The sequence below is a fragment of the Streptomyces sp. NBC_00009 genome, assembly GCF_045040855.1.
Classification (GTDB): domain Bacteria; phylum Actinomycetota; class Actinomycetes; order Streptomycetales; family Streptomycetaceae; genus Streptomyces; species Streptomyces aureus.
In genome coordinates this window covers 5,280,352-5,294,748 of the sequence record NZ_CP108312.1, presented here as the reverse complement: position 1 = coordinate 5,294,748, position 14,397 = coordinate 5,280,352, and the positions used below count along the sequence as shown (strand labels likewise).

General features: G+C 69.5%; 12 protein-coding genes. 2 read left to right on the top strand and 10 right to left on the bottom strand.

Annotation, left to right across the window (positions count from 1 at the left end; genetic code table 11):
* Positions 1-60 precede the first annotated feature (60 nt).
* The 10 genes from OHA58_RS23860 to OHA58_RS23815 all read right to left on the bottom strand — a co-directional run bounded on the left by OHA58_RS23860 (position 61) and on the right by OHA58_RS23815 (position 12,485).
* Positions 61-1,998 carry a TIGR03960 family B12-binding radical SAM protein gene (locus tag OHA58_RS23860; RefSeq protein WP_405481248.1) on the bottom strand — a complete coding sequence of 646 codons (1,938 nt, stop codon included), beginning with the start codon at positions 1,996-1,998 and terminating at the stop codon, positions 61-63.
* Positions 1,999-2,047: 49 nt separating this feature from the next.
* Complete coding sequence (locus OHA58_RS23855) at positions 2,048-3,544, bottom strand: CHAD domain-containing protein (protein ID WP_405481246.1); 1,497 nt, start codon at positions 3,542-3,544, stop codon at positions 2,048-2,050.
* A gap of 61 nt (positions 3,545-3,605) precedes the next feature.
* Positions 3,606-4,802, bottom strand: a complete 1,197-nt coding sequence (rodA, locus tag OHA58_RS23850) for a rod shape-determining protein RodA (RefSeq protein ID WP_405481244.1) — start codon at positions 4,800-4,802, stop codon at positions 3,606-3,608.
* A 6-nt stretch (positions 4,803-4,808) separates the two neighbouring features.
* Entirely contained in the window at positions 4,809-6,989 is a 2,181-nt protein-coding gene (gene mrdA, locus OHA58_RS23845; protein ID WP_405481242.1) for a penicillin-binding protein 2, read from the bottom strand.
* 46 nt (positions 6,990-7,035) lie between these two features.
* The gene (mreD, locus tag OHA58_RS23840; RefSeq protein WP_405481240.1) at positions 7,036-7,710 is read right to left on the bottom strand and encodes a rod shape-determining protein MreD; all 675 of its coding nucleotides are present in this window, start codon (positions 7,708-7,710) and stop codon (positions 7,036-7,038) included.
* A 12-nt stretch (positions 7,711-7,722) separates the two neighbouring features.
* Positions 7,723-8,670 (bottom strand): rod shape-determining protein MreC, encoded by a 948-nt coding sequence (mreC, locus tag OHA58_RS23835; protein WP_405481238.1) that lies wholly within the window; start codon positions 8,668-8,670, stop codon positions 7,723-7,725.
* Between the two features lie 145 nt (positions 8,671-8,815).
* Positions 8,816-9,835 carry a rod shape-determining protein gene (locus OHA58_RS23830; RefSeq protein ID WP_059131610.1) on the bottom strand — a complete coding sequence of 340 codons (1,020 nt, stop codon included), beginning with the start codon at positions 9,833-9,835 and terminating at the stop codon, positions 8,816-8,818.
* Between the two features lie 315 nt (positions 9,836-10,150).
* Entirely contained in the window at positions 10,151-10,564 is a 414-nt protein-coding gene (gene ndk, locus OHA58_RS23825; RefSeq protein WP_100594213.1) for a nucleoside-diphosphate kinase, read from the bottom strand.
* A gap of 49 nt (positions 10,565-10,613) precedes the next feature.
* Entirely contained in the window at positions 10,614-10,967 is a 354-nt protein-coding gene (locus OHA58_RS23820; protein ID WP_116512996.1) for a DUF4233 domain-containing protein, read from the bottom strand.
* A gap of 6 nt (positions 10,968-10,973) precedes the next feature.
* Positions 10,974-12,485 (bottom strand): bifunctional folylpolyglutamate synthase/dihydrofolate synthase, encoded by a 1,512-nt coding sequence (locus tag OHA58_RS23815; protein WP_405481237.1) that lies wholly within the window; start codon positions 12,483-12,485, stop codon positions 10,974-10,976.
* A 133-nt stretch (positions 12,486-12,618) separates the two neighbouring features.
* On the opposite strand from OHA58_RS23815, the gene OHA58_RS23810 reads away from it, so the two are divergent.
* Together OHA58_RS23810 and OHA58_RS23805 are read left to right on the top strand one after the other, a co-directional pair.
* Entirely contained in the window at positions 12,619-13,617 is a 999-nt protein-coding gene (locus OHA58_RS23810) for a rod shape-determining protein (protein ID WP_405485132.1), read from the top strand.
* Between the two features lie 117 nt (positions 13,618-13,734).
* Positions 13,735-14,367, top strand: a complete 633-nt coding sequence (locus OHA58_RS23805) for a hypothetical protein (RefSeq protein WP_405481235.1) — start codon at positions 13,735-13,737, stop codon at positions 14,365-14,367.
* Positions 14,368-14,397 lie beyond the last annotated feature (30 nt).

Here is a 14,397-nt window from a genome sequence, read left to right as displayed (position 1 = left end):
ACGAGTGAGGGGCCGGGACACCGCCATCGGCGTCCCGGCCCCTCAACCCACGTCGTCGGGCTACTTGTTGACCACGGTCAGCGGCAGCAGCTTCTTGCCCGTCGGGCCGACCTGGATCTCGGTCTGCATCGCCGGGCACACGCCGCAGTCGAAGCACGGCGTCCAGCGGCAGTCCTCGACCTCGGTCTCGTCGAGCGAGTCCTGCCAGTCCTCCCAGAGCCAGTCCTTGTCGAGACCGGAGTCCAGGTGGTCCCAGGGCAGGACCTCCTCGTACGTGCGCTCACGCGTCGTGTACCAGTCGACGTCGACACCGAACTCGGGCAGCGTCTTCTCGGCGCAGGCCATCCAGCGGTCGTAGCTGAAGTGCTCGCGCCAGCCGTCGAAGCGGCCGCCGTCCTCGTAGACCGCGCGGATGACGGAGCCGATGCGGCGGTCGCCGCGGGAGAGCAGGCCCTCGACGATGCCGGGCTTGCCGTCGTGGTAGCGGAAGCCGATGGAGCGGCCGTACTTCTTGTCGCCGCGGATCTTGTCGCGCAGCTTCGTGAGGCGGGCGTCCGTCTCCTCCGACGACAGCTGCGGGGCCCACTGGAAGGGGGTGTGGGGCTTGGGCACGAAGCCGCCGATGGAGACCGTGCAGCGGATGTCGTTCTGGCCGGAGACCTCGCGGCCCTTCTGGATCACGTTCATCGCCATGTCGGCGATCTGGAGGACGTCCTCGTCGGTCTCGGTGGGCAGGCCGCACATGAAGTACAGCTTCACCTGACGCCAGCCGTTGCCGTACGCCGTGGCGACGGTCCGGATGAGGTCCTCTTCCGAGACCATCTTGTTGATGACCTTGCGCATGCGCTCGGAGCCGCCCTCGGGGGCGAAGGTCAGGCCGGAACGGCGGCCGTTGCGCGTGAGCTCGTTGGCCAGGTCGACGTTGAACGCGTCCACACGGGTGGACGGCAGCGACAGGCCGATCTTGTCCTCGGTGTACCGGTCGGCGAGGCCCTTCGCGATGTCACCGATCTCGGAGTGGTCCGCGGAGGAGAGGGAGAGGAGGCCGACCTCCTCGAAGCCCGTCGCCTTGAGACCCTTCTCGACCATGTCGCCGATGCCGGTGATGCTTCGCTCCCGCACGGGGCGCGTGATCATGCCGGCCTGGCAGAAACGGCAGCCGCGGGTGCAGCCGCGGAAGATCTCGACGGACATCCGCTCGTGGACGGTCTCGGCGAGCGGGACGAGGGGCTGCTTCGGGTACGGCCACTCGTCGAGGTCCATGACGGTGTGCTTGCTGACGCGCCACGGCACGCCGGACCTGTTCGGCACGACGCGGCCGATGCGGCCGTCCGGCAGGTACTCGACGTCGTAGAACCCGGGGACGTAGACACCGCCCGTCTTCGCGAGGCGGAACAGCACCTCCTCGCGGCCGCCGGGGCACCCCTCGGCCTTCCAGGCGCGGATGATCTCCGTCATGTCGAGGACGGCCTGCTCGCCGTCACCGATGACGGCGCAGTCGATGAACTCGGCGATCGGCTCGGGGTTGAAGGCCGCGTGGCCGCCCGCGAGGACGATCGGGTCGTCGATCGTGCGGTCCTTGGCCGCCAGCGGGATGCCGGCGAGGTCCAGGGCCGTGAGCATGTTCGTGTAGCCGAGCTCGGTGGAGAAGGAGAGCCCGAACACGTCGAACGCCTTGAGCGGCCGGTGCGAGTCCACGGTGAACTGCGGCACCTTGTGCTCGCGCATCAGCGCTTCCATGTCCGGCCAGACGCTGTACGTGCGCTCGGCGAGGACGCCCTCGCGCTCGTTCAGCACCTCGTAGAGGATCATGACGCCCTGGTTCGGGAGCCCGACCTCGTAGGCGTCCGGGTACATGAGCGCCCAGCGGACGTCGGAGCTCTCCCACGGCTTGACGGTGGAATTGAGCTCACCGCCCACGTACTGGATCGGCTTCTGCACATGCGGGAGCAAAGCTTCGAGCTGTGGAAAAACCGACTCTGCGGCTTCGGCAGGCATACCCGGGACCTTCGTGAGCTGACATGGATGACTGTCAAGCGTAACTCGGTCAGGAGACAGCCTTCGCCCACAGCGGTGGCAGCTCCGCCTCGGCCCGCTCGGCGCGCGCCTCCTCGCGCCCGTACAGCAGCCCGTACGTGAAGGAGCTCTCCCCCGCCGCGTGGGCCTGCGCCGCCAGGTCGCGCAGCGCCTCGCGCGCCATCACGCTGTCCTGGTGCTCGCCGAGCAGGGTCTGGAGCGCCTTCGCGTGCCTGCCGACCTCCTTCGCCTGGTCGCCGAGCGCGGGCGCGGCGACCTCGGCCGCGTACCGGGTGCGCTTGGCGGCCTTGCGGGCGCCGTGCAGGGCGAGGTCGCGCGCATGGCCGGGATCCTCGGCGAGCGCCTCCTCGACATGTCCCGCGAGCCGCTTGTAGTCCCGTCGCACGGCCTTGGCCAGGGCGTTCTCCGGCTGCTCGGCCCGCAGCGGGGGCGCGTCGACGAGTGCGTCGAGGGCGGCGAGGAGCGCGAGGTAACGCTTGCCGTCGAGTACGGCGATCAGATGGCGGCGCGAGCCGGAGCGCCGGGCCCGCGACCAGGTCCGCAGCCGGGTGCGGACGGGGCCTGTGGACAGCTCGCGCGGCAGTGCGTCGAGGGCCGCGGTCAGCCGCTCGGTCAGGACCTCCTGGTCGCGGTCGATCCCGAGCTCACCGGCGATCCACTTCAGCTCGTCGCCGATCGGATCCGTCACGGCCCGGTCGAGGATCTTCCCGTACGAGCGCAGGGCGCTGCGCAGCCGGCGGGTGGCGACGCGCATCTGGTGCACCGCGTCGGGCAGATCGCGCCGGACGGCGGGGTCGAGGTCGACGATCGCGTCGCGCTGGTCCCTGAGGTAGGCGAGGACGTGGTCGGCGGGGGTCTCGGGGTCGTCGGCGGGCCGGGGCGGGCGCGGGCCGATGCCGGTCTCCGTGAGCGCCCGCGCGAGCTTCGACGTGGAGGCCGAGCGGCTCGCGCCCGCCTTGCGGAGCTTCTTCTCGACCTTGCCGAGGAACGCCGGGTCGCCGCCGTCCGCCAGCTCGACCTCGATCTCGGTCCAGGCGGCGGCGCCGGCCCCGCCGGTGAGCCGCTCGGCCCGTACGCCGTCGACGCTGACCTCGGCGAGGAGCGCGCCGTCGGCGCCGGTGAGATCGCGGACGTCGCGCGAGGAGCGCAGCCGCATCAGGGGTACGAGATCGGCCTCGCGCACCCGGGAGCGCACGAGGCCGGTGAGGTCGCGGGGCACGTCGTCGGAGAGCGGGGCCCGGATCTCGTCCCGTACGCCCTCGGCGAGGGAGACGGGGAGCTTGAGGTGCCAGCCCGCGTCGGCGCCGCCGGTGCGGCGCCGCAGGGTGATCGCGGCGGCCGCGAGGCGCTGGTCGGCGGTGTCGTAGTAGACGGCGTCGAGGTCGACGACGCCTTTGTCGATGACGGCCGAGACCCCGGCGACACGGCTCAGATCCGGCAGCCCGAAGCCTTCGTCGGCCACGGGCGCGTCGTACTTCCGCTCGATCTCGCGCTTGGTCTCCGTCATGAACCGAATTTAGTCGCGAATCCGGATTCTGGGCAGACCCCCTGGCAGACCAGGCTCTTCCCTACGCCGACATGGGCCTTTGCACGCGGATCGACTGGAGGAGCCCGATCGCCACCCAGACGGCGAACATGGACGATCCTCCGTACGACACGAACGGCAGGGGCAGGCCCGCCACCGGCATGATGCCGAGCGTCATGCCGACGTTCTCGAAGGCCTGGAAGGCGAACCAGGCGATGATCCCGGCGGCGACGATCGTGCCGTAGAGCTCGGTCGTCTCGCGGGCGATGCGGCAGGCGCGCCACAGGACGACGCCGAGCAGGAGCAGGATCAGCCCGGCTCCGGCGAAGCCGAGTTCCTCGCCGGCGACGGTGAAAACGAAGTCGGTCTGCTGCTCGGGGACGAACTGGCCGGTGGTCTGGGAGCCGTGGAAGAGGCCGGTGCCGGTGAGGCCGCCCGAGCCGATCGCGATACGGGCCTGGTTGGTGTTGTAGCCGACGCCGGCTGGGTCGAGCGCCGGGTTGGCGAACGCGGCGAAGCGGTTGATCTGGTACTCGTCGAGGATGTGCAGCCGCCAGACGGAGATCGCGCCGAGCACACCCGCGCCGAGCAGGCCGAACACCCAGCGGTTGGAGGCGCCGGAGGCGAGCAGCACACCGAGCACGATGATGGCCGCGACCATGATCGTGCCGAGGTCGGGCATGAGCAGCACGACGAGCATCGGGACGGCAGCGAGGCCCAGCGCCTGCAGTACCGTGCGATGGTCGGGGTACTGCTTGTCGCCCGCGTCGACCCGTGAGGCCAGCAGCATCGCCATGCCCAGGATGATCGTGATCTTGGCGAACTCGGCGGGCTGGAGCGACACTCCGCCCGCGGACAGCCAGTTGCGCTGTCCGTTGATCGTGTCGCCGAGCGGGGTCAGCACCAGCAGCATCAGGAAGACCGAGGCGCCGTAGAGGATCGGCACGGCCGTGCGCAGGGTGCGGTGGCCGAGCCAGATCGTGCCGATCATCAGGGCCAAGCCGATGCCGGTGTTCATGAGGTGCCGGAACAGGAAGAAGTACGGGTCGCCCTGGTTGATCACGGTGCGGTTGCGGGTCGCCGAGTAGACGAGCGCCGAGCCGATGAGGGACAGGGCGAGCGACGACAGGAGGATCGGCCAGTCGAGGCGGCGCAGCAGCGAGTCCCTGGCCATGAGCCGGGCGAGGGTGGAGCGCTCGGGGCCGTACCCGGAGACGGAGAAGCCGTTGGTGCCAGCCATGGTGCGTCAGTCCCGCCTTCCGGTGACCGGGGTGCCGATGACCGCCGCCAGTTCCTGCTCGGGGGACGGGCTCGGCTCGGCGGGCTTATAGGGCTTGATGGTCGGTGCGTCGATCGAGCCGTCCCGCTGGATTTTCGGCAGGTTCTTTTCCGGCTCGGGCAGCAGGGCCTTCTTCTTGTCGATCGTGCCGTCGGCGGAGACGCCGTACAGCGCGTTGTAGATCTTGCGGACGGCCTCACCGGAGGCTCCGGAGCCCGTACCGGCCTGGGAGATCGTCATGATGACCGAGTAGTCCTTGGAGTACGTGGCCAGCCATGACGTGGTCTGCTTGCCGTAGACCTCGGCGGTGCCGGTCTTGGCGTGCAGCGGGATCTTGTCCTGGGGCCAGCCGCCGAACTTCCAGGCGGCGGTACCGCGGGTGACGACGCCGGCGAGGGCGTCGTCCATGCCCTTGAGGGTCGCCTTGGTGATCGGGAGCTTGGCCTTGACCTGGGGCTTGATCTCCCTGACCGTCTTGCCGTCGGCGCTGATGATCGCCTTGCCGATGGTCGGGACGTACTCGGTGCCGCCGTTGGCGAGGGCCCCGTAGATCATGGCCTCCTGAATCGGCGTGAGGAGGGTGTCGCCCTGGCCGATGGAGTAGTTGATCGAGTCGCCCTCGCGCATCTTGTTGCCCTCGAGGCAGTTCTCGTAGGCGATCTTCTCGACGTAGGTGCCGTCCTTCTTGCCGGTCTTGCACCAGCTGTCCTTGTTGGCCTCCCAGAAGGCTTTCTTCCACTGGCGGTCGGGGACGCGGCCCGTGACCTCGTTGGGAAGGTCGATGCCGGTGGTCTTGCCGAGGCCGAACTGGTGGGCGGCCTTGTAGAAGTAGTCCTTGGGGGTCCCCTTCGGGTTGATGCCGCCGTCCTTCTTCCACTCCCGGTCGGCGAGGCCGTAGAAGACGGTGTCGCAGGAGACTTCCAGCGCGCGGCCGAGAGAGATGGGGCCGAAGTTCTCCCCCTCGAAGTTCTTGAAAACCTGGCCGCCGACCGAGTAGGAGCTGGTGCAGGGGTAGTCGCCGTCCCACTTGTAGCCGGCTTCGGCCGCGGCGGCCGTGGAGATCACCTTGAACGTCGAACCGGGCGCGGACTGACCCTGAATGGCCCTGTTGAGCAGCGGGTAGTCGGAGCCCTTGCCGGTGAGCTGCTTGTAGTCCTTGGCGGAGATGCCGCCGATCCAGACGTTCGGGTCGTACGACGGTGCGGACGCCATGGAGACGATCCGGCCGGTCTTGGCCTCCATGACGATGACCGCGCCGGAGTCGGCCTTGTAGTTCTCGCCGGTGATCTTGTCGAACTGCTGGCGGGCGGCCTTCATCGCCTCGTTGAGCTCGCGCTCGGCGACGCCCTGCACGCGGGCGTCGATCGAGGTGACGACGTTGGCGCCGGGCTCGGCCTGGTCGCTCTTGGCGCGCCCGATGACGCGGCCGAGGTTGTCGACCTCGTAGCGGGTGACGCCGGCCTTGCCGCGCAGCTCCTTGTCGTAGGTGCGCTCGAGGCCGGAGCGGCCGACCTGGTCGGAGCGCAGGTACGGCGACGAGGTGTCCTTGGCCTTCTCGATCTCGGCGTCAGTGACGGGCGAGAGGTAGCCGAGGACCTGCGCGGTGTTGGAGTCGCCCGGTCCCGCGTAGCGGCGTACGGCCTCGGGCTCGGCGGTGATGCCGGGGAAGTCCTCGGAGCGCTCGCGGATCTGGAGGGCCTGCTTGGGCGTGGCCTCGTCCGTGATCGGGATGGGCTGGTAGGGCGAGCCGTTCCAGCAGGGCTGCGGCGTCTTGGCGTCGCAGAGGCGGACCTTCTCCGTGACGTCCCTGGACTTCATCCCGAGGACGTCGGCGAGCTTGGCGAGAACGGCCTTGCCGTCGTCGGGCATCTTCATCAGGTCCGTGCGGGACGCGGAGACGACCAGGCGGGTCTCGTTGTCGGCGATCGGCACACCGCGGGCGTCCAGGATCGAGCCGCGCACGGCGGGGCTGACGACCTGTTGGACGTGGTTGCCGGAGGCCTCCTTGGCGTACTCGGCGCCGTTGCGGATCTGGAGGTACCAGAGGCGGCCGCCGAGGGTGAGCAGGAGGGACAGGACCAGGATCTGGAGGATGACGAGCCGGATCTGGACGCGTGGGGTCCGCCCGGTCTCGGGAATGTTGGTCATGCTGCCTCCCCCTCTCAGTGCGTGTACGCGGTGATGTGCGCGGCGGTCACAGGCGCTTGACCCCCTTGATGCGGCCGGCCCGCGCGGTGCGCGTCCTGGCGGCCTTCACGCGGAGTCCGCCGCGCTGGTTGCCGATGCGCAGGCCGGTGCCGGAGGAGAGCCAGCCGGCGGTGACGTCGGTCGCCTTGCCGGCGCCGGGCGAGGAATCGGCGAGCGGATCGTTCTCGGCGCGTCTGGCCAGGGCGATGATGAACGGCACGGTGAACGGCGCGAGGAGCAGATCGTAGAGCGCGGCCGTGAACAGCAGGCTGCCGATGCCCACATGGCGGGCGGCGGTGTCGCCGACGAGGGCTCCGACGACCGCGTAGAGCAGGGTCGAGCCGATGGCCGCGGCGACGACCACGACCATCGGGCCGAAGGCCGACCTGAGTTGGCCGTTGTCCGGCTTGGCGAGGCCGACGAGGTAGCCGACGACGCACAGCACGAGGGCGTAGCGCCCGGCGGCGTGGTCGGCGGGCGGCGCCAGGTCGGCGAGCAGACCCGCGCCGAACCCGATGAACGCGCCGCCGACATTGCCGTACACGAGGGCGAGGCCGACGACGGTCAGGAGCACGAGGTCCGGCACGGCGCCGGGCAGTTGGAGACGGGCGAGTACGCACACCTGGACGACCAGGGCGACGATCACCAGGGTGGTGGAGAGCAGCAACCGGTTGAAGCGCATGGGATCCAGCTCCTACTGCTCGTCGATGCCGTTGGCGTCGGCCGGGGGCCCGGACGGCGTGGCCGTGACGGTGACGGTGGGCGTCGGCTTGGGCTTGGCCGGCTTGGTCGGCAGCACCTCGTCGCGCGGATCGGTGCGCGGAGCCTGCACGACCACGCCCACGACGTCGAGCTTGGTGAATCCGACGTACGGCTTCACATAGATCGTCCGGGTCAGGTCGCCGCCGGCCGGATCGACGCGCACCACCTGCCCCACGGGCACGCCGGGCACGAACGGCTTGTCGGCCTGGGACCCGAAGGTCACCAGACGGTCGCCCTTCTTGACCTTGGCCTTGCCGTTGAGCAGTTGCACGCGCAGCGGCCGGTCGCCCTGTCCGGAGGCGAAGCCGAGCTCGTCGGTGCGCTCCATGCGGGTGCCGACGGTGAAGTCGGGGTCGTTGGCGAGCAGGACGGTCGCGGTGTTGGGTCCTACGGTGGTCACGCGCCCCACGAGCCCGTCCCCGTTCAGAACGGTCATGTCCCGCTTGAGGCCGTCGTTGGCGCCGGAGTCGATGGTGACGGTCCAGGAGAACCCCTGGGCTGCTCCTATGGCGATGACCTGGGCCCCCTTGATGCCGTACTGCCCTGCGCCCGCCGTCTTCAGCATGGAGTCGAGCTGGCGGATCTTGCTTCGGTTGCGGTCGTCGCTGCCGAGCTTCGCCTTCAAGGCGGCGTTCTCGCGCTCCAGTTCGCTGACGCGGTTGTGCCGCTCACCGGAGTCCTTGACAGCAGCTATGGCGTTGCCGATCGGGTCGACTGCGCTGGAGACGCCGTTCTCCACGGGGCCGAAGACCGTGGCGGCGGCCCGGCGGGCACCGTCGACCGGCGAGTCCTCCCCACCGCGGATGTCCACCGTGATCAGTGCGAACGCGATGGCGATCAGCAGCACCAGGAGCAGCCGGCTCTCTCGTGTGTCCCTCACGTGCGGCGGCCGTGCCTTCCTCAATCGGATTCTGCGGAAACCCTGAGGCACCGCAGGTTATGGGGAATTCTTACGCCTTGCCTATATATCAACGATCCGCCGTACGAAGTGTCAGGCACTCGTACGGCGGACGTCTCGCGTCAGGTCATCTGCGCGGTTGGGCGTCCAGCACCTGCTGGAGTGCCTCGAACTCCTCGACGCACTTGCCGGAGCCGAGCGCCACGCTGTCGAGGGGGTCCTCGGCGATGTGGATCGGCATGCCCGTCTCACGGCGCAGCCGCTCGTCGAGGCCGCGCAGCAGGGCGCCGCCGCCAGTGAGCACGATGCCCCGGTCCATGACGTCGCCCGACAGCTCGGGCGGGCACTTGTCCAGGGTCGTCTTGACGGCGTCGACGATCGCGTTGACCGGTTCCTCGATCGCCTTGCGCACCTCGGCGGCCGAGATGACGACGGTCTTCGGGAGCCCGGACACGAGGTCGCGCCCGCGGATTTCGGTGTGTTCGTCGGAGTCGAGGTCGTACGCGGAGCCAATCGTGATCTTGATCTGCTCGGCAGTCCGCTCACCAAGAAGCAGCGAGTACTCCTTCTTGATGTGCTGAATGATCGCGTTGTCCAGCTCGTCCCCGGCGACCCGGATGGACTGTGCTGTGACGATTCCGCCGAGCGAGATCACCGCGACCTCGGTGGTGCCGCCGCCGATGTCGACCACCATGTTGCCCGTGGCCTCGTGGACCGGGAGGCCGGAGCCGATGGCCGCGGCCATGGGCTCCTCGATGATGTGCACCTGGCGGGCACCGGCCTGCGAGGAGGCCTCGATGACCGCGCGGCGCTCGACACCAGTGATGCCGGAGGGCACACACACCACGACACGGGGGCGAGCGAGGTAGCGCCGCTTGTGGATCTTCAGGATGAAGTAGCGGAGCATGCGCTCGGTGATCTCGAAGTCGGCGATCACGCCGTCCTTCAGCGGTCGCACGGCGACGATGTTGCCCGGCGTGCGGCCGATCATCTTCTTGGCTTCGGCGCCGACAGCGAGGATGCCGCCGGTGTTGGTGTTGATCGCGACGACGGACGGCTCGTTGAGTACGATCCCGCGACCCCTGACGTACACCAGCGTGTTGGCGGTCCCGAGGTCGACAGCCATGTCACGGCCGATGAACGACATTGAGTTCCCCATCAGGATTCGTCTGGCCTTCCCAAGTGGAGCGTTTGATGGCTTGTTAGGTAGGCGAGGTGGGTGCGAGTGGCGTGGAGGCTTACATCGTAGTCTCGCCTGCACGAACACGGCGCGAGGGTCTTCGCCATTGTCAGCAGATGAATCCCCGCTCCGCTAATGGGGACGTGCCGACGGAGTGTCGCGTTCCCCCAATGGGGGCGCATATGCCAAAAGGCGGCCGAATTTCTTCGGCCGCCCCTGTTCAGCGGCGCTTCGCGACTGACGCAGCGTCAGAAAAAGAACTTTCCGGTCTCACGGACCGGACTACACCTGTCCAGGGAAGAAGATCTTCAGCTCGCGCTCGGCCGACTCCTCCGAGTCCGAGGCGTGGATCAGGTTCTCGCGGACGATGGTGCCGAAGTCGCCACGGATGGAGCCCGGAGCGGCGGCGATCGGGTCGGTCGGGCCGGCCAGCTGACGCACACCCTCGATGACCCGCTCACCCTCGACGACGAGAGCCACCACGGGCCCGGACGCCATGAAGGCGACCAGCGGCTCGTAGAAGGGCTTGCCCTTGTGCTCGCCGTAGTGCTGCTCCAGGGTGTCCTGGTCCAGGTTCCGCAGCTCCAGCGCGCTGATCGTCCAGCCGGCCTTGCGCTCGATCCGGCCGATGATCTCGCCGACGAGACCGCGGCGGACGGCGTCGGGCTTGAGAAGGACAAGAGTGCGCTGACTCATGGTGCGGCTCCAAAATCTTCGTGGGATGTCCGCACGATACCGGGCACGGCTACGCGGTGTTACCTCCGGCCTCGGCCTGGGCGGCCCACCTGGCCTTGGCCTCGTCGATCCTGCGGCCGAAGTGGACGGAGGCCCACCAGAGCCCGGCGAAGCAGAGGCCCAGGATGAACATCATCGGCACGACGAACCCGCTGGCGACGAGCGCCGCTTGAAGCACCCACCCCAACTCGATGCCGCCGCGCCGCCCGAGCGCCCCGCACAGCAGCACGGACAGCAGCATGGCGACACCGCACACGCCCCACACGACCCCGCCCGAGAGGTCGGGGTCCTTCATGGCGACGAGTCCGGCGAAGCCGATGACGAAGAACTCACCGATCAGGGTCGATGAACACAGCACGCGCACAGCGGATCAGCCCTTCCCCAACAGCAGCCGGGCCTCGCCGACAGTGATCACGGAGCCGGTGACGAGCACACCGCCGCCGGAGAACTCGCCCTCTTCCTCGGCCAGCGTGATGGCGGCCTCGAGAGCGTCGTCGAGGCGGGGCTCGACCTGCACGCGCTCGTCCCCGAAGACCTCGACCGCGATGGCGGCGAGCTCGTCGGCGTCCATCGCGCGATGGCTGGAGTTCTGCGTGACGACGACCTCGGCGAAGATCGGCTCGAAGGCCTCCAGCACCCCGCGCACGTTCTTGTCGCCGCTCGCTCCCACGACTCCCACCAGCCGGCTGAAGTCGAAGACCTCGCTGATGGCCTCGGCGGCGACGCGGGCGCCGGCCGGGTTGTGCGCGGCGTCGAGCACCACGGTCGGCGAGCGCCTCACGACCTCGAGCCGGCCGGGCGACGTGGCACCGGCGAAGGCCTGGCGGACGGTGTCCACATCGAGCAGCCGGGCCTGCTCGGCCCCGATCCCGAAGAAGGCCTCGACGGCGGCCAGCGCGACAGCCGCGTTGTGCGCCTGGTGGGCGCCGTGCAGCGGGAGGAAGATGCCGTCGTACTCGCCGCCGAGCCCGCGCAGGGTCAACAGCTGCCCGCCCACGGCGACCTGCCGGGAGACGACGCCGAACTCGAGCCCTTCCCGGGCCACGGTGGCGTCCACGTCGACGGCCTTCTTCAGGAGCACCTGAGCGGCGTCGACGGGCTGCTGCGCCATGATCACCGTGGCGCCCTGCTTGATGATCCCGGCCTTCTCCTGGGCGATCTCGCCAGAGGTGGAGCCCAGCCGGTCCGTGTGGTCCAGATCGATGGGCGTCACGACGGCCACCGAAGCGTCGATCACATTGGTGGCATCCCAGCTGCCGCCCATTCCGACCTCGACGACGGCGGCATCGACCGGCGCGTCGGCGAAGGCGGCGTACGCCATCCCCGTGAGCACCTCGAAAAAGGAAAGCCGGAATTCCTCTTTCTGGTCGACCATCTCCACATACGGGGCAATGTCCCGATAGGTCTCGATGAACCGCTCGTAGTCGATCGGCGCACCGTCGAGACTGATGCGCTCGGTGATCGACTGGACGTGAGGCGACGTATAACGCCCGGTGCGCAGCTCGAAAGCGCCGAGAAGGGCCTCGATCATGCGGGCCGTGGACGTCTTGCCGTTCGTCCCCGTGATGTGGATCGAGGGATAGGCGCGCTGCGGGTCACCGAGCACGTCCATCAGAGCGGCGATACGCGAGACGGACGGCTCCAGCTTGGTCTCGCCCCACCGCCCCGCGAGCTCGGTCTCGACCTCTCGCAGGGCCTCGGCCACCTGGGGATCCTGCGGCCGCCCGGGCACGCCGTCCCCCTGCGGAGCACCTCCCTGCGTCCGGAGGGTACGGCTGCCGGCCTCGATCAGTGCCAGATCGGGGTCACGCTCGGTCTCGGCGTCCACGATGTCGTCGAAGCCGTCGGATTCGCCGCTGTCACGCGGGGGGAGCTCACTCACACAAGCCAGTCTACGGAGAACCACCGACACGGCCCGGCCCGCACCCCACCCGGCAGGTCGGGGACTTTCGGCCCGTCCGTTTCGGGACCTTGGTCCATCCGGACCGCGGCATCACCCTGCAAACTTGGCGATCATGGACATAGGCATCGATCTCGGCACCGCCAACACTCTTCTCTACGTACGCGGCAAGGGGATCGTGCTCAATGAGCCGTCTGTGGTGGCGCTGAAACAGAACAAGACGACCGTCGCCGTCGGCACGGAAGCCAAGGAGACGCTCGGCCGCACCCCGGGCTCCATCACCGCGATCCGCCCCCTCCGCGACGGCGTGATCAGCGACTACGAGGCGGCGGAGGAGATGCTCCGCCACTTCGTGCGCAAGGCGGTCCCGGGCCGCCGCCCCAGGACCCGCATGGTCATCTGCGTCCCGAGCGGGGTCACGCCGGTGGAGCGCCGGGCGATCGTCCACGCGGCACGACGAGCCGGAGCCCGGGCGGTCCACGTCATAGAGGAACCCATGGCCGCGGCGATAGGCGCGGGCCTCCCGGTGGCCGAGGCGCGCGGCTCGATGGTCGTGGACATAGGCGGCGGCACCACGGAGGTGGCGGTGATCTCGCTGGGCGGCATCGTCACCGCACAGTCCCTGCGCGTCGGGGGCGACCGCATGGACGAGGCGATCACGGACCACGTACGCAAGGAACACGGCCTGCTGATCGGCGAACGCACCGCAGAGGCGGTCAAACTGGCCATCGGCTCAGCGGCCCCGGCCGAGGAACTCTCCGAAACGGGCACCTTCACGGTGCGAGGCCGTCAAAGGCTGGCCGGCCTCCCCCACACCGCAACCCTCACCACCCAAGAGGTCCGGGAAGCCCTCAACTCCCCCGTCGAAGCGATCGTCTCGGCGCTCAGGGCGACCCTCGAGGAGTGCCCGCCGGAGCTCTCCGGCGACGTCATGGAGCACGGCATCGTGCTGACGGGCGGCGGCGCGCTGCTTCCGGGCCTGGACCTGCGCATGACGGAGGCGACAGGCATCCCCGTCTTCCCCGCAGAGGCCCCACTGGACAGCGTGGCGCTGGGCTGCGGCAAGTGCGTGGAGGACTTCGACTCGCTCCAGCGCCTGCTGAAGGCCGCGTAAGTGGCCTGAACCCAAGGGTGCGTGGGGGCCGGAAAGGGCTGACCCGAACCGGGGACGCCGGAAGACCCCCCGGCGCGGTGCGCCCCCGGCCCCGTACGGAGAAGGTCCAATCGGACCATGTGGTACGCACACAACCCCGGCCGCCGCGCACGCCAGCTCCTGGGCGACGGCGCCGCCCTGCTGTGGACGGCGCTCTGGGCAGCGGTGGCACTGGCCGTGCACCGGCTGGTACAGCCGGCGTCCCAACCAGCCCCTCACCGCCCCCGCATCCCGCTCCTCGGCAGCTCGGTGGACGGAGCGCTGCGGGGCGTGGCGCACGCGGGCGACCGGATCGTGAGCGCGGCACCGGCTCCGCAGGGCCCCGCGGCCGCACAGGCCCTCGCGGTCCTGGGCGCGGTGGCGCTCTTCGTGATCCCGGTCGGCCTGATGCTCACGGTGTGGCTGCCCCGCCGCATCCGCTGGACGCGCCAGGCGGCGGCAGCGCAGGAGCTGGCGGCGACGGAGGACGGCCGTGAACTACTGGCGCTGAGGGCGCTGTTGCGTCCTCTGGACGAACTGGCGGCGACGGCGGGCCTGCTCCCGGCCGCGCCCGACGAGACCCCGGACCTGGACCTGGACCCGGACTTGGACCCGGACGTCGCCCCGGCCCCCGGCCCGGGCTCGCTGGCGAAGGGCTGGCGAGAGGCGGACCCGGTGGTGCTGGACGCGTTGGCGGACGCGGAGCTGCAACGCCTGGGGCTACGAACGTAAAGCCCCCCGCCACCCGGAGAAACCCGAAGG